Here is a 19,908-nt window from a genome sequence, read left to right on the forward strand (position 1 = left end):
GGCCGGTGACTACCCGGACCGCCCTGCGACGCATCCAGTTCTACCGACGCCCCCACCCCCTGACAACGCCCCCTCTTACTACGCACCCTCGCAGACGGGTGCCAGGCGGCCGCCGGGCCCCTGCGGAGGGGTCCGTGCAGCCCGTACCCGCAGGGCGATGCCGGGGACTGGGGAGGCTACTAGCCCGGTTCGTATGTGATGTGGGCCCTATGGGGCGAGTCACCCCGAGAGCACCCGAATCTCACCGATCGTTACGGCTCGTACCTGTTCGAGGAGCCGACGGGCCGCCGTCCCCGCCCTCGGGCTACCGTCCCGGCCACGGCACGTCGGCCTCGACGGGCTGGTCATAGGCCGTGCCGTCGACGCCCCAGCCGTACAGTTCCCGGACCTGGCCCATGAACCAGTCGGCCCCGGGTCGGGCCGCTGCGAGGCCTCGCTCGGGGTCGGCCCAGAGCGTGCGGACACGGTCCTGGACGTGGTCGTCGAGCTCCCAGCCGTCGAGCCGGATGCGGCCCGCCCCGTCCAGGACGAGCGGGGCGCGCCCTTCCAACTGGTCCCACAGGTCCGCGGCCTGCTCGGCGGCGGTGCGGAAGCCGTCCTCACCGAGGACGGTGCGCAGGAAGGCGGTGTACAGGGCGATGGAGGGGATGGCGCTGGAAGCCTGGGTGACCGCGGCACCGGCCACGACCGTGAAGGCGCGGCCCTCCTTCTCCTTCAAGGGGGCGGAGCCGCTCAGGTCGCGGGCGGTCCGCTCCAGGTGCTCCTTGGCGGCGCCGATGGTGCCCTGCCGGTACACCGGCGCGGTCACCTCCGATCCGACGTAGGTCAGGGCCACGGTCGTGAACCGCTCGGCGAGGAGCCCGCGGTCGGCCAGGGCACGGACCCAGAGCTGCCAGTCGTCGCCGCCCATCACCGCGACCGTCGCCCGGGTCTCCTCGGCGGTGCCGGGCTCGATCCGGGACCGGGAGACCTGCGGGTCGGTGCCGGAGAAGTCCAGGGCGGGTGCCTCGTAGGCCGCGCCGAGCGGTTTGATCACGGAGTGGTGGACGGTGCCGGTCGCCGGGTCCGTGCGGCGGGGTGCGGCGAGGCTGTAGACGAGGTAGTCGACCGGTCCGTAGTGCTCCTCCAGCAGGTCGGCGATCTCGGTCTTCGCATCGGTGGAGAAGGCGTCGGCGTTCACGAACCGGATGTCGTGCCCGCCGTCCGCTGCGAGCCGGGCGGCGGCTGCGGTGCGGTACCAGCCGGCGGTCGCGGTGCGCCGTCCGGTGTCGGGTGCTTCGAAGGCGACGCCGATGCCGCGGATTCCGTGCTGGCGCAGACCGGTCAGGAGCGTGGCGAGACCGTAGCCGGCCGAGTGCCCGAGGATCAGCGCCACCGGGCGGCGTCCGTCGGTGCGGGCCGGGATGGCGTCCCACATGCGGCGGACGGTGCGTGCAGCGCCTTCGGGGTGGGAGTTGACGATGAGGAACCCGCGCTGCTTGGGCTCGATCTGGCGAAGGCTCACAAGGGGTCCGTTTCCGTCTGGGGCGAGTCACCGGGATCGTATCCACGGGCCCGTCGACCGGTCATGACAGAGCGTCACGCAGAGAACGCCCAGGTCCTTGTGGTCCTCGACCTTGACATCGCGTCCTTGATCACCGGTTGGCGCGATGGCGCGTGTAGGCCTGCTGCCATTCGTCGGCCGCCTGGATCATGGCCCGGCCGACGTGCTCGAAGAAGTCACCGATGTCCTGCAGGCGCGTTCCGGCGGGCGTGGTCGCGCCGAGGATCCGGGCGGCCTGCCGGGTGAAATCCGCCAGCATGGTGTTCTGGCGGGCGCTGGCCATCCAGCCGCGGAACCAGGCGTCGGCATCGATGACGTACCGGTCGCGCCTGCGGCGGGGGTCGCGTTCACGCCTGATGAGTTCCTGCTGTTCGAGTTCCGCCACAGCCTTGGACACGGAGGCGGGACTGACCCGAAGGCGCTGGGCTAGCTCTGCGGCGGTCAGACTGCCGTCGTCGGTGACGTAAAGGCAGGTCAGCACGCGGGCCGTCATCCGCGGTAGACCGGTGCCGACCATCATCGTGGTGAACTGCTCCTCCACCTGCTGAACGGCCGCGGGATCGCGCCCGTGGGCGGCGGCAGTGACGGCGGTCGACGGAGAAGGGTCCGGGGGCGCGGCGGGTCCACGGCGGCGCGCCCGCCTCCGGGTCGCCTGCTGCGCCGCGTCGGCCCGGTAAGCGTCGGGGCCGCCGTTGCGGGCCACCTCTCGGGTGACGGTGGAGATGGGTCGGTCCAGGCGGCCTGCGATCTCCGTGTAGCTGACCCCTTCGGACAGCCCCTCCGCGATGACGCACCGGTCCTGGTGGGTCAACCTGCCTCCGGGCATCGACTTCGCCTCCTCGTCCGCGTCACGGCTTGCCGGCGGGAGCAGTATTGCGTTCGGAACCTTGCCATTGCAAGACATCCATCAGCTCCTTGCCTTCACCTTCAATGTCATTGCAAGAGCAAGCCAGGCTTGACCTGCCAGTTTTGGATTAACGACGGCAGGTTCATTGACGAATCAGTGAATGCAACTTAGCGTTCAGCCATCCGCGAACGAGCGGAGCTTTCTGCACCACCCCGCGCGCCGACCCTCTGAAGGGACGTAACGACATGAACAGCTCCTTCTCCGCCAAGGCCGGGCCCCTCCTCGCCGCAGTGACGCTGGCCTGCGGCGCCCTGGCCGCGCCTGCGGCGGCCGCTCCGTCCCGTCCCGACCGTGCCGCGGTGCAGCGGGCCCTGGACGACGCCGTGGTCAAGGGCGGTGCCCCGGGCATCGTCGCCGAGGTCAGCGACGGGCCCGGCAGGTGGTTCGGCTCTGCGGGCGCATCCGACACCGCGACCGGGCAGAAGCGCCGGCAGTCAGAACAGTTCCGGATCGGGAGCGCCACCAAGGCGTTCACCGCCGCCGTGGTCCTGCGGCTGGTGGCCGAGGGCACGCTGGGCCTGGACGACACGGTGGAACAGTGGCTCCCCGGCCTGGTCGCGGGCAGCGGCTACGACGGCCGCGAGATCACCCTTCGACAACTGCTCAACCACACCAGCGGTGTCTTCAACTACGGCAACGACGCGGAGTTCTTCAAGAAGGGGGTCGGCGCGGAGTGGTTCCGCAACCGTTATGCCACCTACACCCCCGAGCAGTTGGTCAGGATCGGCCTGGCCCATCCGCCGCTCTTCGCCCCCGGCGAGGCCTTCCTCTACTCCAACACCAACTACGTCCTGGCTGCGATGATCGTCGAAAAGGCCACGGGCCGGGACTTCGGCGCGGAGCTCGACCGCCTGGTCCTCCGGCCGCTGAAGCTGCACCGGACCTACCTGCCGGGCACCGAGCCGACGCTCCGCGGGCCGCACCCCCGCCACTACTCCACCCTCTTCTCCTCCGACGAGCAGCCTGCGATCCACGATGCGACCGAGATGAACCAGTCCTTCGCCTGGGCCGCCGGCGGCATCGTGTCGACCACCGGCGACCTGCAGCGTTTCTTCGGCGCGCTGCTCGGCGGACACCTGCTGCCCGCCGAGCAGCAGCGGGAGATGTTCACCACCGTCGAGACCCGAGGCCCCGTGCCGTGGATCCCCGGCACGCGCTACGGCCTGGGCGTGTTCTCCCAGACGCTGCCGTGCGGCGCCACGGTCTGGGGCAACGCGGGCGCCACGTACGGCTCATGGACATACACCATGGGATCCCGCGACGGCAAGCACCTGCTCACCAGCCAGGTCAACGGCGACTGGAGCGGCCTCGGCGTCTTCGACGGCCTGCTCACCGCCGAGTTCTGCCCGCCCGGGTCCCGGTAGGCGGGCGCGGCGGCTCCGGTCAGACCGCCGCCGACCCCGATCCCCATCCGCACGGGACGGGTGCGGCGTACGGGTTCGGGAACCCGGCGTTCACCAGGGCGCTGCGCGGGTCCACGGGACGCGGGACGTAGACCGGGGAGTCCGCCTGGTAGAAGAGGTCGATGTCGGCCTCCTCGCCACCGGCGATCAGGGTGTCCCAGGCGCCGCTCTCCCGGAGGGTGCGGAGGGTGGCGGGGGCGATCGTGGCGAGGTGGGCGCGCAGTTCGTCGTCCCTCGGCATGCCGGGCAGCCGGGGCGCGAGCCGCTCGCGGATGGTGATCATGCGGTCCAGCAGTTCGTCGGCGTCGGACGGGCGGGCGCCCGGGGCGGCCCGGGCGCCCGGGTCGGTGCCGCCCCCGGTCTGCGCGCTGTGGGCGATGATGTCCTTGATGGCGCGGGTGACGCCCTGCTCGTCGGTCGTCACCATGGCGTTCCAGGCGCGGCTCTTGTGCCGGTACTGCAGCATGGACATCGCCGCCTCGTGCCGGATGAAGTCGGCGTCGCGCAGCGGCTTCCCCCGCCAGGCACGGCCGAGTGAGCGGGCGAGGGAAGTGGCGGAGGCGAAGCCGCTGTTGAGGCCGCGGCCCGGCCAGAAGTGGATGGCGTTGGCCGCGTCGCCGAGCAGGAAGCCGTACGTGCCCGGGCTCGTCGCGGTCGGGCGGCTCAGCTGGGCCGTGAACCGCGGACGCTGCACCATGTCCAGCCGGAACGAGGTGATCGCGGACAGGTCGTCCTCGTCCACGCGAGGTACTGCCGGCTCTGGATCGTCACGACCTGCTGGCGGCGGACGTTGCCCTGCTCCTCGCCCTTCCAGACGACGGCGGAGCCCTGCCTCATCCACCGGCCGTCGTACAGGGTGACGGCCACCCGCCGAACGTGAGGGGGGCACTGCCCAGAACCATGCTCTGCCCCGCGAAGGGACCCGTGCGACCTACGATGACCGATGGCACAGCACACTCCTTGTGAAGGGAACATCCCCGTGGACGGGCCGCTCCCCCGTGACCGATGCGGCCGGATTCACACGACCCGTACCGGACATATACGTCCGCCGTGGCCGGTTCGGTTCACCTCCGTTCTGTCTTGTTTCGAAAATTTCTCGAAATTTCTCGCCACCGCGTCGAACCGGAGGGCCTGACCGCACGTGTGGTGCGTGGCGGCAAGCCCGAAGGAAGACGAACGGAGAAGCGCCCTGATGTACGACGAGGAGACCGCGCCGGAGCAACCGGCCGGTGGGCGGCTGGTCGCAGGCCGCTACCGTCTGCTGTCCCGCCTCGGCGAGGGCGGTATGGGAACCGTGTGGTGCGCCCGCGACGAGATGCTGCAACGGGACGTCGCCGTCAAGGAGGTGCGCGCCCCGGCCGGTCTGCGCACGGGCGACATCACGCGGCTGTACAGCCGGCTGGAGCGGGAGGCATGGGCGGCGGCCCGGATCGCCGACCGGAACGTCGTGACGATCCACGACGTGGTCATGGACGGCGACCGGCCCTGGATCGTGATGGAGCTGATCCGCGGACGGTCGCTGGCCGATGTGCTCAGGACCGAGGGGTCCCTCGCCCCGCAGCACGCCGCGCACATCGGCGCCGAGGTACTGACGGCGCTCCGGGCCGCCCACGCCGTCGGGGTCGAACACCGGGACGTGAAGCCCGCCAACGTGCTGATCTCCGACGACGGGCGGGTGGTGCTCAGCGACTTCGGCATCGCCATGGTCGAGGGCAGTACGGCCCTGACCATGGCCGGCGAAGTCATCGGGTCCCCCGAGTACCTGCCCCCGGAGCGGGCGTTGGGCGGGACCTCGGGCCCCGAGTCGGACCTGTGGTCCCTGGGCGTGCTGCTGTACGCGACCGTCGAGGGCATTTCCCCGTTCCGGCAGGACACGGCGCTGAGCACACTGCGCTCCGTCGTCGAATCGGATCCTCCGTCCCCGCGGCGTGCCGGTCCCCTCGCCCCCGTCATCGCAGGGCTGCTCCGCAAGGAGCCGGCCGAGCGGACCCCGGCCCGGTACGTTGCCGAGGCCTTGCGGACGATCGTGCGGGGCGGCGGCGCCGCGTGGTCCGCGGATTCCGCGGCGGAGCGGGATCCGCAGCCGGGGACAGCACCGGAATCGGAGCCGGGGCCGGAGCCGGAGACCGTCGATGCGCCGACGGTCCCGCCCCTCGAAGCCACCACTTCAGGAGCGCCCGTCGCCACGCCCGCCGCATCCCCCGCGGCCTCCCCCGTCACGTCACCCGGCGCCCCCCGGCGCAAGCGACGGGGGCGGGCCGCGATGGTGGCCGGCGGGGCCGCCGTCCTTCTGGTCGGGTCCGCCCTGGGCTACGTACTCGTCCAAGGCGAGCAAGGTGCCGGCGCGAGCGCGGGCCAGGTCCCCGTCGGGGCGAGTTCGCCCGAGGCGTCGGCCGTACGGGTGGCGGTCTCGGGCTCGAACACGGCCTATACGGGCGCCTGCGCACCGCCGGCCGACCGGGCACCCACCTTCACGGCGACTTTCACCGCCTCGCAGCCCGCCCGGATCTCCTACCGCTGGGTGTCCGAGGACGGCTCGGTGGTCGATCCGCACTGGCGCGTCATGACGCTCGGGGGAACCGCAGCTGCCACGGGACAGGACACGGTGCGCCTGACGACGTACTCGAAATCCGGGACGCTGGACAGCAGGATCGGCGTGGAGATCCGCGACCCCGTCCGCACCGCCTCCAACCGGATTCCCTTCTCGGTGACCTGCCGGAGCTGACGGCCCGGGCGCCGTGACCGGTCCGGCTCACCGCACCCGGGCGAGGAAGAGGTCGCTGAAGTGCTCCATGTCGATGCCCCCGCCGTGGGCCTCCAGGACCCGGCCCGTCTCGGCGAGGACCTGCTCACGCCGGTCGGGGGGCAGGACGCGATAGCGCGAGAGCGAGGCCAGGTATCCCAGGTAGCGGCCGGTGTCGTAGTGCCGCTCCTGCCTGAACCGGAACCCACGCAGGTCGGTGAAGCGCCCGTCGCGCCGGCACTCCTCCTCGGGCCAGCCGGGCAGCCCGGCCCAGTTGCCGGGCACGTCGCCGTACGAGGAGGCCATCTCACCGTGCGGCGCGCCGACGATCCCGTGACGCCGGTCGACCTCGGCCAGCGCGGCGTGCAGTTCCGCGTCCCGAACGCCCTGGGGGTTCCAGAACAGCGCCACCGCGCCGCCCGGCACGAGCGCATCGTGAGCCAGGTCCCAACGCCGCTCCGGGTCCACCCAGTGCCAGGACGTCGCGGCGAGGAGGAGGCCGAAGCGGCGACCGCCGGACCGCCACTCCTCGAAGCCGCCGTGCTCCACCCGGACCCCCGGGTAGCGGGCGGTGTTGCGGCGTAGCACCTCCGCCATGCGGGAGTCCGGCTCGACGCACACCAGCGGCGTGCCGAGCGCCGCGAACAGCACCGTGGCCTTGCCGGTGCCGGCACCGACTTCCAGCGCGGCGCGTCCGCCCAGTGCCGCGTACGCCAGCACCTCCGCGACCAGGGCGTCCGCATATCCCGGACGGGCTGCGTCGTAGAGTTCGGCGACCTCCCCGAACACCTGACTACGTGCCATGTCGACCTGATCCTGTGTGGTCATGCGCATCCCTCGCTTCCTCGATCGGTGAGCGGTCGCCCTAGTGCTGCGACCGGGTCAGCGGTGGCGGGTCAGGGCTGCGGGGGCGCCCGCGGACTGTGCGCCCTCCGACTCGAGGGTCAGCCGGTCCGGATCCGCCAGGGTGAGCACGTAGAGATTGCCGCGGGGACAGTCGAAGGTCGCCGCCCGGTCCGTGGGATGACTGGTCACGGCGGCGAAGACCGCGGTGTTCCGGCCGACCTGCCGCAGTTCGAGGGCTTCCGTGCATCCCAGATCGCGTCCGCTGGAGGTCTCCTTGACCTCGCTGACCTGCCGGCCCACCACCTCGCCCACAACGCCGGGGTTGAGGGTGACCGTGACGGTGAACGCCCCCGTCCGCGCACGGAGGATGCCGTCCGCGTCCGGGGTGCCGGGGCCGACGCCGGACCACGTGCCCGCCCAGGACGCGGGCAGTGCCTGCGCCGCCGACGGGGGCGAGGTCGAGGCCGCCGACGGGGACGGGGCCGGGCTCCCCGAAGGGGACGCGGCCCTGGCGCCGTCACCGCTCCAGGGGAAGCGCACCGGGAGGACGGCGGCAGCGGCGGCCAGTACGGCGGCGCCGGCCGCCGCGCCGAGCAGCAGGGACCGCCCCGACGGCGGGCGCCCTGCACGCGCGCCCCGACGTCCGGAAGCGGCCGAGGTGGTCGGAACGGCCGGAACGGCCGGCGGCGCACTCGGAAGGGGCGGTGCGGCCGGAGTGGGGCCGGGCCCCGCAGGGGCGGTGACGGGAGGTCCGGGGGTGGTGAGGAGGAGCCGGAGTTCGGCTTCCCTGCGGGCGACCTCGGCCGGGAGGGCTGGTGGCACCGCCGCGCTCCACTCCGGCCCTCCGGCGGCGTCGACCCGTGCCCGTACCTCCTCGGCGGTCGGACGCAGGCCCGGGTCCTTGGCCAGGCATTCCCCCACCAGGGGCAGGATCGCCTCCGGTACGCCGTCGAGCACGGGCTCGTCGTGGACGATCCGGTACAGGAGGGCAGGAAGGTCCAGCTCCTCACCCGCCGCCAGGAACGGGGTGCGCCCCGTGGCGGCGTACACCAGGACCGCGGCGAGGGAGAACACGTCCGCCGGCGCCCCGGCGACATGGCCGGTCGCCTGCTCCGGTGCCAGGAATCCGGGCGTGCCGATGACCGCGCCCGTCCGGGTGCGGCGCGGGTCCTGCGCCGCCCGGGCGATGCCGAAGTCGATGAGGACGGGCCGCTCCGGGCCGAGCAGTACGTTCCCCGGTTTGATGTCGCGGTGGACCACCCCCGCCGCCCGCACGGCGACCAGCGCGGCCGACAGCTCCCGGGCCAGGCATTCCACGGCGGGTGCGGTCAGCGGCCCGTGCGCGCGCACCCAGTCCCCCAGCGACGGCGCGGCGACGTACTCCGTCGCCAGCCACTGCGGTGTCGTACCCGGGGGGCTGAAGTCCACCACCGATACCGTCCAGGCGCAGCGGACACGGTCGTTGGTGCGTATCTCCCTGGCGAACCGTTCGGCGAAGTCAGGCTGGAGGCTGAGCTCGCGGTGCACGGTCTTCAGGGCCAACGGCCGGCCGGAGACCGTACGGGCCAGGAACACCTCGCCCATGCCTCCCTCGCCGAGCCGGGCCAGCAGGCGGTAGCCGCCGATCTCCGCCGGGTCGCCCGGCCGCAGTGACTCCACGAACTCCCCCGTCCCCATGGCCGTTTCGGCCCTCCGGTGAACGGGCCGTCCGGTGGGTCACCCTAAGGGACCGGTCGACGGGCCGACGGGCCGGAGCGGCCGCGGGCGGGGGAGGTCGGCTCACCAGGGCACGACCCCGCTGTCGTCGAACATCCGGCCGGTCGGCCCGTCGTCCGGCAGGGTCGCGAGCCGGATGGCGATCGCCGCGCCCTGCTCGGGGGTCCGCGTCCCGCTGAAGCCGTTGAGGTCGGTGGCGACGTAACCGGGGCAGGCGTTGTTGATCAGGATGTTGGTGCCGCTCAGCTCCTCGGCGTACTGGATGGTGACGGCGTTGAGGTAGGTCTTCGTGGGTGCGTAGGCCCCGCTGATCCCGCCGAGGTCGACGCCGGGCGTGGTCTGCAGTGTCAGGGAGCCGACGTGGCTGGACTGGTTGACGATCCGCGGGTGCGCCGAACGGCGCAGCAGCGGCAGCATCGCGTTCGTGACCCTGATGACGCCGATGACGTTGGTCTCCAGTAGCCGCCGCACGGTGGCGAGGTCGACGGTCGTGGGTTCCTCCGGCCGTCCGCCGGCGATGCCGGCGTTGTTGACCAGGACGTCGAGCCGTCCTGCCCGCTCCTCGAACAGCCGGACCGCGGCGGCCACGCTCCCCTCGTCGGTCACGTCCAGCGGTACGCCGAACGCGTCGGCGCCGGCCGCGCGCAACCTCGCCACGGCGTCCTCGCGACGCTGCTCGTCCCGGGCGCCCACACCGACGCTCCAGCCCCGCGCACCCAGCCCGGCCGCGATCTCATAACCGATTCCCTTGTTCGCGCCCGTGACCAGCGCGATCGTCTTTTCGCTCATGAACGCGAGCATGCCCGCACACCGGCCGGGCACCAACACCCTTCCGGTAGTGCAGCAATACCCGGACGGTATCGATCAGCGGCTGCCGTCCTTAGCCTTGGCCCATGGAAACACGCGAACTGCGGTACTTCGTCGCCGTCGCCGAGGAGCTGCACTTCGGCAGGGCCGCCCAGCGCCTCGGGATCGCCCAGCCGCCCCTGTCGCGCGCGATCAGCCAGCTCGAACGGCGCCTCGGGACCACACTGCTGGAGCGCACCAGCCGTCGGGTCGCGCTCACCGAGGCCGGAGCCGTGCTCCTGGCCGAAGCGCGCGCGATCCTCAGTGCAGTGACCGCAGCCGAACGGCGTACCCGGCGGGCCGCGACGGCGCGACCCGGGCTCGTCCTCGCCGTCAAGGCCGGGACCGGCGGCGAGCTGCTGACGAGGCTGCTCGACGCCTACGCCGCGGAACCCGGTGCGGTCACCGTCGATCTGCTGCTCTGTGAGGCACACCGGCACCGGCACCTGCTGCAGGAGGGGCAGGCCGACGTGGCCCTGCTGCACCTGCCCTTCGACTCGACGGACGGGCTCGACACCGAAACCCTGTACACCGAGGGGCAGGTCGCGGTCCTGCCGGCGTCGCACCCGCTCGCCGGCCGCTCCCGGGTCCGGATGGCCGACGTCACCACGCTGCCCACGCTCCCGGCGGCCCGTTGGCCCGGTCCGGACGGCAGCTACCCGGAAGGACCGGGCGCGGAGGTGCGGAACCTGACGCAGCTGTTCCAGCTGATCGCGCTCGGCCGTACCACCGTGGTCATTCCCGAGTCGGCCGGTACCGACCTGCGCAGGGACCTCGTCGCCGTGCCGGTCCTCGATGCGCCGCCCGTGACGACGGTGATCGCCTGGCCACCGCACAGCCGGCTCCGTACGGTCGCGGACCTGGTCCGCGTGGCGACCCGCCTGTGACCCCGAAGGCGCCGCGGCCTTCGAGGCTCGCGCCCAAGTGGCTCCGCCGGAAGCGCTTCCGGGTGGTCATCCGTACGGAATCCCGTGCGGCGGGAGTGTCGTCGTCCCGCCCCGCGCACCCGGGCCGATCATGTCGCTGGATCGAAGCCCCGGAGCACCTGCGGACGGAGCGTCCTTCCGGGTTCGATCACATGACTACGCGGTGAGGCCGGAAATGGACGAGAAGAAGCCGAAGAAACTCAACGATCCGGAGTCGCTCTCCGACGAGGAGATGATGAAGCTGATCAATGAGATCCTCGACAGCATCCCACCCGAGCAGGCCGAGGCCTACCTCCTCGCCATTGCCGGTGGGGAACCGACCGCCCGGGACGTTCCGGTCGACCTGACCCCCGCCCAAGCGCACGACCTCCTCCTCTTCCTCCACAGGGGCGGCGGCTGACCCCGCCCGGCACCGACGTGCGCCGTCGGCGTTTTCCGCACGGTCCGCTCGCCGGGCAGGACAGCCGCGGAAACGGTTGGCGGAGCGGGCGCGACGCTTGCGACCATGCTCGGCATGAAGACGACGGGGGACGAACGGGTCGACGTGGTGCCGCTGGGCACGACGACGGCACGGGGCACGGTCGAGGCGGTGGCCGGCGGACGGCTCCTGGTGCGGACGTCCGGGCTGGTGGAGGTCCACGACCGCGAGGACTTCCTCGCCGGCAAGGCCGGAAGTCCGTCCGCGGCCCTGCGGACGCACGAGCAGGAGCGGGCGGTTCCCACGCCCGACGGCGGATTCGTGGTGGCCGGACCGGCGTCGGTGCGGGCGCTGCGCTGCGACGGCAGCCCGCTCTGGGAGCTCGCCCACGACCCGTGGCACGGCGCCGACCGGGCGCCCGGCGCCCCGGCCGTCAGCCCTGACGGGCGGCTGGTGAGCATCGTCGTGCCGAAGCTGGAGCCCGACGGCAAGAAGGCGGCCCTGGTGTACGACCTGGAGCCGGGCCGCAATTACACCTTGGACGACCTGCTGCTCCTGGACGCGGCGACCGGCGAGGTGCTCGGCCGGCAGCAGATCCGTTCGCTGGCGTCGACGGCGTTGCAGTCCTGGCGTCCGGACGGCGGCGCCCTGGTGGTGTCCTGCTGGACCGCCTGGCAGAGCTGGTCGACCTGGTGGGCCGAGCCCGGCGCCGACGGTCTGAGGATCCTGGGCGGCACGTGGATGCACGCGCTGACGGGATTCCTCCCGGGCTCGCGGGTGCTGACCCAGCGGTACGCCGAGCACCTGTTCCCCGCCGACGACCGCGACGAGCTGGCGGCGCACGACCTCCGCTCCGGGGAGCAGGTGGCGCTACTGGACCTGGCGGAGCTGGCCGTCGATCCGGAGGACGACGAGGTCTTCTCCGCCGAGATCCTGGACGAGCGCCACGTGCTGGTTCCGGTCCGCGTGCACCCGGCGGGTGGGGCGCCGCAGACGCGGCACTGGCTGCTGGACGCGGGCACGCTGCGTCCGCTCGGCCGGCTGGGCTACCCGGTGCCGGTGGGCGAGGACGTCACCCCGCTGGGAGACGGCACCTGGCTCACGCACGACGGCGACCGGCTGCACCACTGGGCACTCCCGGACGTCCGCTGAGGCCGCAGGCGTGTCTCAGAGGCCGGTGGGGTCTTCGGCGGGAGGCTGCTGGACGGACACCGTGATCATCGTGGGATCACCCGAGATGTCGACCTTGATGACGGCGGTGTTCGTGTCCTCGTAGCTCCATCCGTCGTATTCCTGGAAGTTGACCTGCCCGATCTCCTCACCCGTGTTGAGGTCGTTGATCACCAGGTCGAAGGTGGAGGTCACCCCGAAGCAGTCGCCACTGTTCTTCGTTTCGATGAACTGCCCGTCCGGGCTGGGGAAGGTGACGCCGGGGCCGATGTTCGTCCCGTTGAAGAGCGACAGGTTCGAGCCTTCTTGGCCGTGGTCGTACATGCACGTGACGTCGGTGATGAAGGTCTGCAGCACGTAGTGGCTGTAGTTGACCACGTTCATGTTGGCGCTGTTTCCCATGGGGGATCCTTTCCGCTGACCGGGAGGGGAGGGAACGTGAGGCCCTGGGAAGTGGCGTCGCCGCGGCCCCCGTCCACCCTCACGCACCGCTCGCCGCCGTGCACTTCCGGTTACGCCGGCAGGTCGACGGCACGGAGCGGGTGCATAAGATCGTCGGCATGACGCTGCGACCGGCTCAGGTGAACATGAAGGCCCTTGATGACTCGGCGGTCGGCCGGTTCTGGGCGCAGGCGCTCGGGTGGAACGTCTTCAGACCCGGCGCGACCCTCTACGTGGGACCCGTCGGCGACTTCGTCTGGCCGGACCCGGTCACCCTCGGCATCAACGTCATCCCCGTCGCGGAACCCAAGACGGCGACGAAGAACCGCGTGCACCTCGATCTCGCCACCACCTCTGCGGCCCATCAGGCGGAGCTGGTCGCGCGCCTGCGGGGCCTCGGTGCGACGCCGGCCGGCGTGGGCCAGGGCGAAGTGCCGTGGACGGTCCTCGCCGACCCCGAGGGCAACGAGTTCTGCGTGCTGGAACCCCGGGAGGTCTACCGCGACACCGGGCCCGTCGCCGCCGTGGTCGTCGACTGCACGGATCCGCGGGCCATGGCCCGGTTCTGGGACGGGGCGACGAACTGGACCCTGCACGAGGTGACCGACGATCGCGCCGTGTTGCGCTCCGCCGCGGGAGTGGGCCCGTATCTGGAGTTCCTGCGCACCCCCGACGTGAAGACCGCGCCGGACCGCATCCATCTCGACCTGCTGCCGTGCCCCGGTGACGACCGGGCAGCGGAGGTGGCCCGGCTGCGGGCCCTCGGCGCCACCGACCTCGACGTCGGCCAGGGCGACGTCCCGTGGACCTGCATGGCCGACCCGGAAGGCCACGAGTTCTGCGTCCTCGCCCCGTCGACATGACGTCGGGCTCGTGCACCACCCCGGCCGTGTGCCGGGGTGGTGGCTGTCGCGCCGTGGCCCTCGGTCCGGGTGCTCAGGGGGCGACGGCGGCCACGAGCTCGCCGGTCGTCACCACCCGGGCGAAGCCGCCGCCGTGCAACGACACGGCGGTCGCGCGGGCCAGTTCGTCGGCCGTCAGGTGCCAGCCCTTCGGGCCCGTCAGGTCGAAGGTGTGGGTGGCGTCGAGGGCGACCAGCACGTCGTAGCCGAGGTTGCCGCCCATGCGGGCGGTGGTCTCCACGCACATGTTGGTCTGGATGCCGACCAGCACGACCTGGGTGATGCCCGCCGCCCTGAACCAGTCGTCGAGGTCGGGAGTGCCGTAGAACGCCGAGTTCACGGACTTGGTGACGAGCAGCTCCGGGCCGTGGCCCTTGCCGCGCCTGTCTTCCACGTACTCCTTGAAGTCGTTGCCCTCGTGCCCGGTCCGCAGCGGCGAGCCGGGCGTGTTCGAGTCGTGCCGTACGAAGACGACCGGCCGGCCCGTGTCCTGCCAGGCCGTGATCAGCGAGGCGATGTTCCCGTCGGCGGCCGGGTTGTTGCGCGGCCCCCAGAACTCCGACTCGTCGAAGCCCTTCTGCACGTCCACCACGACCAGCGCCGCGTTCTGTGTGATCTCCATGCCCACGATCCTGCCGTCCCCGCCGGCCCGCACACAGCAGGCGGAAAGACAGCGATCGATGGTTTACTGCCAGCATGACCCGACCGGCACCGGCCGCCCACCGCATCGCCCTCCTCGCCTTCCCCGGCATCCGGGCCTTCGACGTCTCAGTGATCACGGAGGTCTGGGGAGCCGACCGCACCGACCGCGGGGTGCCCGCGTTCGAGCTGCGCCGGGTGGCCGCGGGCCCCGAACCGGTACCGATGCGCGGCGGGCTCGCCCTCACCCCGGACCGCACCCTCGACTGGCTGCCCCGCGCCGAGCTGATCCTGGTCCCGGGCCTGGACGACCACCTCACCCCGGCGCCCGAACCGGTCCTCGCGGCGCTGCGCCGCGCCCACGCCGGCGGCACCACGATCGCCGCCCTGTGCGGGGGTGCGTTCACGCTCGCCCAGGCCGGGCTGCTCGACGACCGCCGAGCACTGACCCACTGGGCCCTGGCCGATCTGCTGCGGGCCCGGCACCCCCGGGTGCGGGTCGAGCCGGACGCCCTGTTCGTCGAGGACGGCAACCTGTGGACCTCCGCCGGAACCGCCGCCGGCATCGACCTGTGCCTGCACCTGGTGCGCGCCGCGCACGGCGCGGAGGCCGCCGCGACCATCGCCCGGTCCATGGTGACCGCGCCGTTCCGGGCCGGCAGCCAGGCCCAGTTCATCGAACACCCCACCCCGCACGCCCACCGCGACGCGGACGCACTGGCCGAGGTGCGCGCCTTCGCCCTGACGCACCTCCACGAACCGCTCACCGTCTCCTCGCTCGCCGCCCGCGCCGGGATGTCGCCGCGCTCGTTCGCCCGGCACTTCACGGCGGCCACGGGGACCACCCCGCTGCGCTGGCTCGTGGACCACCGCATCGCGGCGGCGCAGAAGCTCCTCGAACGCACCGACCTGCCCATGCCGGAGGTCGCCCGCCGGTCCGGTTTCGGCAGCGAGGTCACCATGCGCCAGCACTTCGCGTCCCGCCTGGCCACCAGCCCGCGCGCCTACCGCACCTCGTTCGCCGAACGACCGCCTCCTGCACCGGAGCGTTGAGTCCGGGGTGCAGGGCCCGACCTCCGCGTGGCACTGCTCTGCCGCCGGCGCCCGGCCGCGGGATCCTGGAGGTACAGGACCTACAGGACCTCACCCGGCCCGCACCAGCCCCGGCCCGGCCCCGGCCCCGGCCCCGCTGTCGACACGGAAGGGGACGCCATGATCGTTGACTGTGCCCACTACCGCGACGGGCAGCGCCAGCAGGAGGGGCCGATGCCGCTGGAGCGGGCGGCCGCGTGCTGCACGCAGGGCGGTTTCGTCTGGCTGGGCATGTTCGAACCCGGTCCCGAAGAGATGGACAAGGTGCGCGAGAGCTTCGGCCTGCACGAGCTGGCCGTCGAGGACGCCCGCACGTTCCACCTGCGGCCGAAGGCCGAGCAGTACGAGGACGGCACCGAGCTGATCATCCTCCGCACCGCGCGCTACGACGACGAGCGGGAGGAGATCGACACCGGGGAGATCAGCGTCTTCCTCTCCGAGCGCTTCGTGATCACGGTACGCCAGGGCATCGCCAGCGAGCTGCACGGAGCCCGCAGCCGGCTCGAACGGCGCCCCGAGCTGCTGCGCACCGGCAGCGCCTCGACGCTCTGGGCCATCCTCGACCAGGTCGTCGACAGCTACGCCCCGGTCGTCGCCGAACTCGACCGCGACATCGAGCAGATCGAGGCCACGGTCTTCTCCGGGTCGGTCGCCCCGACCGAGCGGATCTACTTCCTGCGCCGCGAGGCCACCGACTTCTACCGCGCCGTGCACCCGCTGCTCGCGGTGCTCGCCCGTCTGCTCAAGCCCGGCAGCGCGCCGGCCGAGCTGCTGCCGTACTTCCACAACGTGCACGACCACCTGCTGCTGGTGAACGAGGAGGTGGCCGCCCAGCGCGACCTGCTGGCCACCGTCCTGGAGGCCAACATCGCGGTGATCTCCGTCGAGCAGAACAAGATCAATCTGCGGCAGAGCGCCACGATGGAGCGGCTCACGATCATCGCGACCGTCTTCCTCCCGCTGTCGTTCGTCGTCGGGTTCTTCGGCCAGAACTTCCCCTGGCTCGTCGCGCACATCAGGGGTTTCCCGGCGTTCCTGGTCCTCATGATCCTGGGCCTGGTGCTGCCCTGCCTGGCCCTCTTCCTCTGGCTCCGCCACCGCCGACGCCCGGGCGCCCCACCACCGCCCCTCCCCCACGAGGCCGGGACCCACGACCACGACCAGGACCGGGGCCAGGCCCACGCCCAGGGCCAAGGCCGGCGGTAGCAGCGCTCCCGTACCGGGACAGGCCCCGCGCTACAGCTGGTAGCCGCCCGACACCTCCAGGTTCTGGGCGGTGACCCAGCGGCTCTCCTCACCGCCCAGGGTGGCGATCACCGCGCCGATGTCGTCGGGTTCGCCGACCCGGCCGAAGGCGGTGCGGGCGGCGAGTTGCGGGATCACCTCGGGGAAGCGGGTGAAGGCGTCGTCGGTGAGCCGGGTGCGGGTGGCGCCGGGCGACACCGCGTTGACCCGGATTCCCCGGGCGCTGAATTCCTTGGCCATGGAGCGGGTCAGCACGTTCAGCCCGCCTTCATCGCGGCGTACGCCGCGTAGCCGGGCTCGGGGGCGGAGGTGGTGGCGGAGTTGCTGCTGACGTTGACGACGGCGCCGCCGTCGGCCATGAGCGGCAGGAGCCGCTGGGACAGGAAGTAGGGGCCCTTGAGGAGGACCCGCATCAGTTCGAAGTCCGCTAGGTGTCACGGCCCCAGGTCTCCTGGAGCGTCCGGGCCACCTCGTCGCGGAAGCGTACGAGGCCGGCGCTGTCGCCGAGGTCCAGGTGCAGGGCCACGGCGGTGCCGCCGGTACCTGGTGGCGTCGGTCGACCTGCCGATCACCGGCCAGTTCCTGCGGGTGGACCCCGAGCGTCCGGCCCTGGGCTTCGGCCTGGTGCTGGAGCCCTCCGCCGTCGCCGAGCTGCTGCTGCACGCGGGCCCGGGCGGCGGCCCGCGCAGCGGGGGCGGCGCCGTACCCGCCCTGGCCTTCTGCGACGCGCCCGCGCCGCTCCTCGACGCGGTGGTACGGCTGCTGCGGCTGCTCGACGAGCCCCGCGACCGGGACGTCCTCGCGCCCCTGGTCGAGCGCGAGATCCTGTGGCGGCTGATCGCCGGTGAGCAGGGGGCCGCGGTACGCCAGCTCGGCCTGGCCGACAGCAGCCTCAGCCACGTCGCCCGGGCGGTGGCATGGATCCGCGGGCACTACGCGCAGTCGTTCCGCGTCGAGGACCTGGCCCGCGAGTGCGGGATGAGCCAATCCGCCTTCTACCGCAACTTCCAGGCGGTGACCGCGATGAGCCCGATCCGGTTCCAGAAGCAGATCCGGCTCCAGGAGGCCCGTCTCCTGCTCGCCACCCGTCCCGGTGACGTCACCGGGGTCGCCCACCGGGTCGGGTACGGCAGCCCGTCGCAGTTCAGCCGCGAGTACCGCCGCCAGTTCGGGACGCCTCCCAGCAAGGACGCCACGCACCTGCGCCGTGCGACGACCGGCGGAGCCGCAGCCATCGCGCCCCGACGTCCGCCTCCGCCGAACGGACCACCGGCAGCGCCGCCCGTCGTCGTGGGCGGGGCGGAGGCGTTCGAGGGCCCCGGCGTGGCCCGCTTGACCCGCCGGGCCGGGGGCCGCAGAGTCGGGACGCGGCGCCAAGGCGGGCGCCGGACCCGCTGCCCGCCGGGCACGTCCGCGCACCACGCCCGTCCGGGGACACCGGGCGGCCCTGACCTCCGGGAGCGGCTGTGCCGATGGTCGTCGACCTGGTCGTGATCGGCACGGCCATCACCTTCGGACCGCTGCACAACAGCGCCTTCATCCTGCTGCTCGCGTCGCGCCGCGGTGTGCGCAAGGGCCTCGCCTTCCTGCTGTCCTGGCTGGCCAACCTGGTGGCGGTGATCGCCTGCGTGGTGCTGCTGACCGGCGGGAAGCCGCCCGTCCACCACACCACGCCGTCGACCGCCGCGGTCGCCGCCAAGCTGGCGATCGGCGTCGGCCTGGTGCTCTTCGGCGGCTACCGGCTCCGGCAGCCGCCGCGCCCGTACCGGCCGCCGAGCTGGACGGGCCGCATCGACAACGCCTCCCTCGGCACCGCGGCCGCACTCGCCTGGCTGCTCCAGCCGTGGGCCCTGGTCGCTGCCGGCGCCGCCACGGTCGTCGACGCCGACCTCTCCTCCCTCTCCGACTGGCTCGCCCTGACCGGCTACTGCGTGCTCGCCACGCTCAGCCTCCTGATCATGGAGATGTACACCGTCTGGGCCCCGGACGCCGCCCAAGCCCGGCTGAGCGCGCTGCGGACCTGGCTCGAACACCACCAGGAGCAGCTGATCGTCACCCTCTCGCTGCTGGCCGGTCTCTGGCTGACCGCCAGCGGCATCTACGCACTGGTCGTCTGACGACCCGCCGGTCGGCTTCGCTACCGGGCCCGCGACCTGCCCGATTGTAGGATCGGCGCCCGTGACAGAAACGATCGATTACGGACGCTTCCACATATGGCTGGACCAGGCGCGCGAAGCGGGAGCGACGGACCCCGGCGCGCGATGGGACCTGCTGCGCCGGTTCCAGGAGGAGTGGGGGTACGAGCCCGCCGGCGACAGCTGCCCGCCGGAGGAACTCCCGGACGAGTACACGGCGTACGTCGCCCGCCGTGAGGCCGAGGCCTCGGCCGGACCGACCGGCGACGATCTGCAGGACGTGGACCCGTCGCTCGCGATACCCGCCGCGCTGGCGCAGTGGTGGGACCTGCCGTTCAACTCGTTCACGGACCGGTCGGACGCGTACGAGACCAACCCGATCTGGCCGCCCACCGTCCGGCCCGACCCCACCGGCTACGGTGTCGCGGGCGGGCTGTCCGACGACAACCCGTTCGTCGGCCCGGGCGATGACCTGCGCATGTGCGTGTTCATGGCCGAGAACCAGTTCTGCAACGAGTGGGGCTACCCCGCGGCCCACGCCCACCTCGCCGACCCGCAGGTCCTGGTCTCCGGGAGGGACGAGGAGGGCAGGGAGACCTGGGTGCTCCAGAGCCGTTCGGTCTCCGAGTTCCTCCTCCAGCTCGCCGTCACCCGACTGCCCGCCGCATACGGGTGGATCGTCGAGGAGGGCACGGTCGACCCCGAGGTGGTGGCCCGGCTGCGGTCCTCCCTCACGCCCATGGGATTCCTCCCGTGGCGTGAAATCGGCTCCCACACCGAGTACTTCGGCGGTCCCGACGTGATCGTCGGGTACAACACCGGCCAGGGCGACTGCGAGCTCGTCGCCTGCGCCCGCACCGAGACGGCGCTCGGCCGACTGGCCGAAACCCTCGGCCTCGACTGGGAGGAGTGATCCTCGGGGCGCAGGCCTCGCCC

At 72.3% G+C, this 19,908-nt stretch carries 18 protein-coding genes and 2 pseudogenes; 11 read left to right on the forward strand and 9 right to left on the reverse strand.

The window, feature by feature from the left end; genetic code table 11:
- Positions 1 to 304: 304 nt before the first annotated feature.
- Both ACZ4VL_RS35935 and ACZ4VL_RS35940 read right to left on the reverse strand, forming a co-directional pair.
- On the reverse strand, positions 305 to 1,504 hold the full coding sequence (locus ACZ4VL_RS35935) for an enoyl-[acyl-carrier-protein] reductase FabV (protein ID WP_468208774.1): 1,200 nt from the start codon (positions 1,502 to 1,504) through the stop codon (positions 305 to 307).
- A 130-nt stretch (positions 1,505 to 1,634) separates the two neighbouring features.
- Positions 1,635 to 2,369: a GbsR/MarR family transcriptional regulator gene (locus ACZ4VL_RS35940; protein WP_468208776.1), complete on the reverse strand. Its 735-nt coding sequence runs from the start codon at positions 2,367 to 2,369 to the stop codon at positions 1,635 to 1,637.
- 266 nt (positions 2,370 to 2,635) lie between these two features.
- Between ACZ4VL_RS35940 and ACZ4VL_RS35945 the strand changes: the two genes are divergently transcribed.
- Positions 2,636 to 3,814, forward strand: a complete 1,179-nt coding sequence (locus ACZ4VL_RS35945; protein WP_468208779.1) for a serine hydrolase domain-containing protein — start codon at positions 2,636 to 2,638, stop codon at positions 3,812 to 3,814.
- 19 nt (positions 3,815 to 3,833) lie between these two features.
- Here ACZ4VL_RS35945 and ACZ4VL_RS35950 read toward each other — a convergent pair whose 3' ends face one another.
- Positions 3,834 to 4,595 carry a hypothetical protein gene (locus ACZ4VL_RS35950; protein ID WP_468208782.1) on the reverse strand — a complete coding sequence of 254 codons (762 nt, stop codon included), beginning with the start codon at positions 4,593 to 4,595 and terminating at the stop codon, positions 3,834 to 3,836.
- Positions 4,596 to 5,045: 450 nt separating this feature from the next.
- Here ACZ4VL_RS35950 and ACZ4VL_RS35955 point away from each other — a divergent pair, with 450 nt between their 5' ends.
- Positions 5,046 to 6,578, forward strand: a complete 1,533-nt coding sequence (locus ACZ4VL_RS35955; RefSeq protein WP_468208785.1) for a serine/threonine-protein kinase — start codon at positions 5,046 to 5,048, stop codon at positions 6,576 to 6,578.
- Positions 6,579 to 6,605: 27 nt separating this feature from the next.
- Here ACZ4VL_RS35955 and ACZ4VL_RS35960 read toward each other — a convergent pair whose 3' ends face one another.
- The 3 genes from ACZ4VL_RS35960 to ACZ4VL_RS35970 all read right to left on the reverse strand — a co-directional run bounded on the left by ACZ4VL_RS35960 (position 6,606) and on the right by ACZ4VL_RS35970 (position 9,959).
- Positions 6,606 to 7,424 (reverse strand): class I SAM-dependent methyltransferase, encoded by an 819-nt coding sequence (locus ACZ4VL_RS35960; RefSeq protein WP_468208788.1) that lies wholly within the window; start codon positions 7,422 to 7,424, stop codon positions 6,606 to 6,608.
- A gap of 54 nt (positions 7,425 to 7,478) precedes the next feature.
- A complete protein-coding gene (locus tag ACZ4VL_RS35965) occupies positions 7,479 to 9,101 on the reverse strand; it encodes a serine/threonine-protein kinase (protein ID WP_468208791.1) in 1,623 nt (540 codons plus the stop codon).
- Positions 9,102 to 9,221: 120 nt separating this feature from the next.
- On the reverse strand, positions 9,222 to 9,959 hold the full coding sequence (locus ACZ4VL_RS35970; protein ID WP_468208794.1) for an SDR family oxidoreductase: 738 nt from the start codon (positions 9,957 to 9,959) through the stop codon (positions 9,222 to 9,224).
- Positions 9,960 to 10,051: 92 nt separating this feature from the next.
- Here ACZ4VL_RS35970 and ACZ4VL_RS35975 point away from each other — a divergent pair, with 92 nt between their 5' ends.
- From ACZ4VL_RS35975 to ACZ4VL_RS35985, 3 genes are all read left to right on the forward strand, one after another.
- Complete coding sequence (locus tag ACZ4VL_RS35975; protein ID WP_468208797.1) at positions 10,052 to 10,891, forward strand: LysR family transcriptional regulator; 840 nt, start codon at positions 10,052 to 10,054, stop codon at positions 10,889 to 10,891.
- 214 nt (positions 10,892 to 11,105) lie between these two features.
- Positions 11,106 to 11,330, forward strand: coding sequence for a hypothetical protein (locus tag ACZ4VL_RS35980; protein ID WP_468208800.1), 225 nt, complete (start codon positions 11,106 to 11,108; stop codon positions 11,328 to 11,330).
- A 114-nt stretch (positions 11,331 to 11,444) separates the two neighbouring features.
- Positions 11,445 to 12,500, forward strand: coding sequence for a hypothetical protein (locus tag ACZ4VL_RS35985; RefSeq protein WP_468208802.1), 1,056 nt, complete (start codon positions 11,445 to 11,447; stop codon positions 12,498 to 12,500).
- Positions 12,501 to 12,515: 15 nt separating this feature from the next.
- On the opposite strand, the gene ACZ4VL_RS35990 is transcribed toward ACZ4VL_RS35985, so the two are convergent.
- Positions 12,516 to 12,920: a hypothetical protein gene (locus tag ACZ4VL_RS35990; protein ID WP_468208805.1), complete on the reverse strand. Its 405-nt coding sequence runs from the start codon at positions 12,918 to 12,920 to the stop codon at positions 12,516 to 12,518.
- A 158-nt stretch (positions 12,921 to 13,078) separates the two neighbouring features.
- On the opposite strand from ACZ4VL_RS35990, the gene ACZ4VL_RS35995 reads away from it, so the two are divergent.
- Positions 13,079 to 13,822, forward strand: a complete 744-nt coding sequence (locus tag ACZ4VL_RS35995) for a VOC family protein (RefSeq protein WP_468208808.1) — start codon at positions 13,079 to 13,081, stop codon at positions 13,820 to 13,822.
- A gap of 73 nt (positions 13,823 to 13,895) precedes the next feature.
- Here ACZ4VL_RS35995 and ACZ4VL_RS36000 read toward each other — a convergent pair whose 3' ends face one another.
- Positions 13,896 to 14,483, reverse strand: coding sequence for a cysteine hydrolase family protein (locus ACZ4VL_RS36000; protein WP_468208811.1), 588 nt, complete (start codon positions 14,481 to 14,483; stop codon positions 13,896 to 13,898).
- A 74-nt stretch (positions 14,484 to 14,557) separates the two neighbouring features.
- Here ACZ4VL_RS36000 and ACZ4VL_RS36005 point away from each other — a divergent pair, with 74 nt between their 5' ends.
- A complete protein-coding gene (locus ACZ4VL_RS36005) occupies positions 14,558 to 15,553 on the forward strand; it encodes a GlxA family transcriptional regulator (protein ID WP_468208814.1) in 996 nt (331 codons plus the stop codon).
- Between the two features lie 159 nt (positions 15,554 to 15,712).
- Positions 15,713 to 16,798 (forward strand): magnesium and cobalt transport protein CorA, encoded by a 1,086-nt coding sequence (locus ACZ4VL_RS36010; protein WP_468208816.1) that lies wholly within the window; start codon positions 15,713 to 15,715, stop codon positions 16,796 to 16,798.
- A 30-nt stretch (positions 16,799 to 16,828) separates the two neighbouring features.
- On the opposite strand, the pseudogene ACZ4VL_RS36015 reads toward ACZ4VL_RS36010, so the two are convergent.
- Positions 16,829 to 17,250, reverse strand: a pseudogene (locus tag ACZ4VL_RS36015) (SDR family NAD(P)-dependent oxidoreductase).
- A gap of 124 nt (positions 17,251 to 17,374) precedes the next feature.
- Between ACZ4VL_RS36015 and ACZ4VL_RS36020 the strand changes: the two are divergent.
- The 3 genes and pseudogenes from ACZ4VL_RS36020 to ACZ4VL_RS36030 form a co-directional block, all read left to right on the forward strand.
- Positions 17,375 to 18,073 (forward strand): annotated as a pseudogene (locus ACZ4VL_RS36020) (AraC family transcriptional regulator); the annotation flags it as partial.
- Positions 18,074 to 18,309: 236 nt separating this feature from the next.
- Positions 18,310 to 18,954 carry a GAP family protein gene (locus ACZ4VL_RS36025; protein WP_468208839.1) on the forward strand — a complete coding sequence of 215 codons (645 nt, stop codon included), beginning with the start codon at positions 18,310 to 18,312 and terminating at the stop codon, positions 18,952 to 18,954.
- Between the two features lie 61 nt (positions 18,955 to 19,015).
- On the forward strand, positions 19,016 to 19,885 hold the full coding sequence (locus tag ACZ4VL_RS36030; protein ID WP_468208819.1) for a hypothetical protein: 870 nt from the start codon (positions 19,016 to 19,018) through the stop codon (positions 19,883 to 19,885).
- Positions 19,886 to 19,908 lie beyond the last annotated feature (23 nt).

The organism is Streptomyces sp. NPDC029014 (assembly GCF_055564695.1).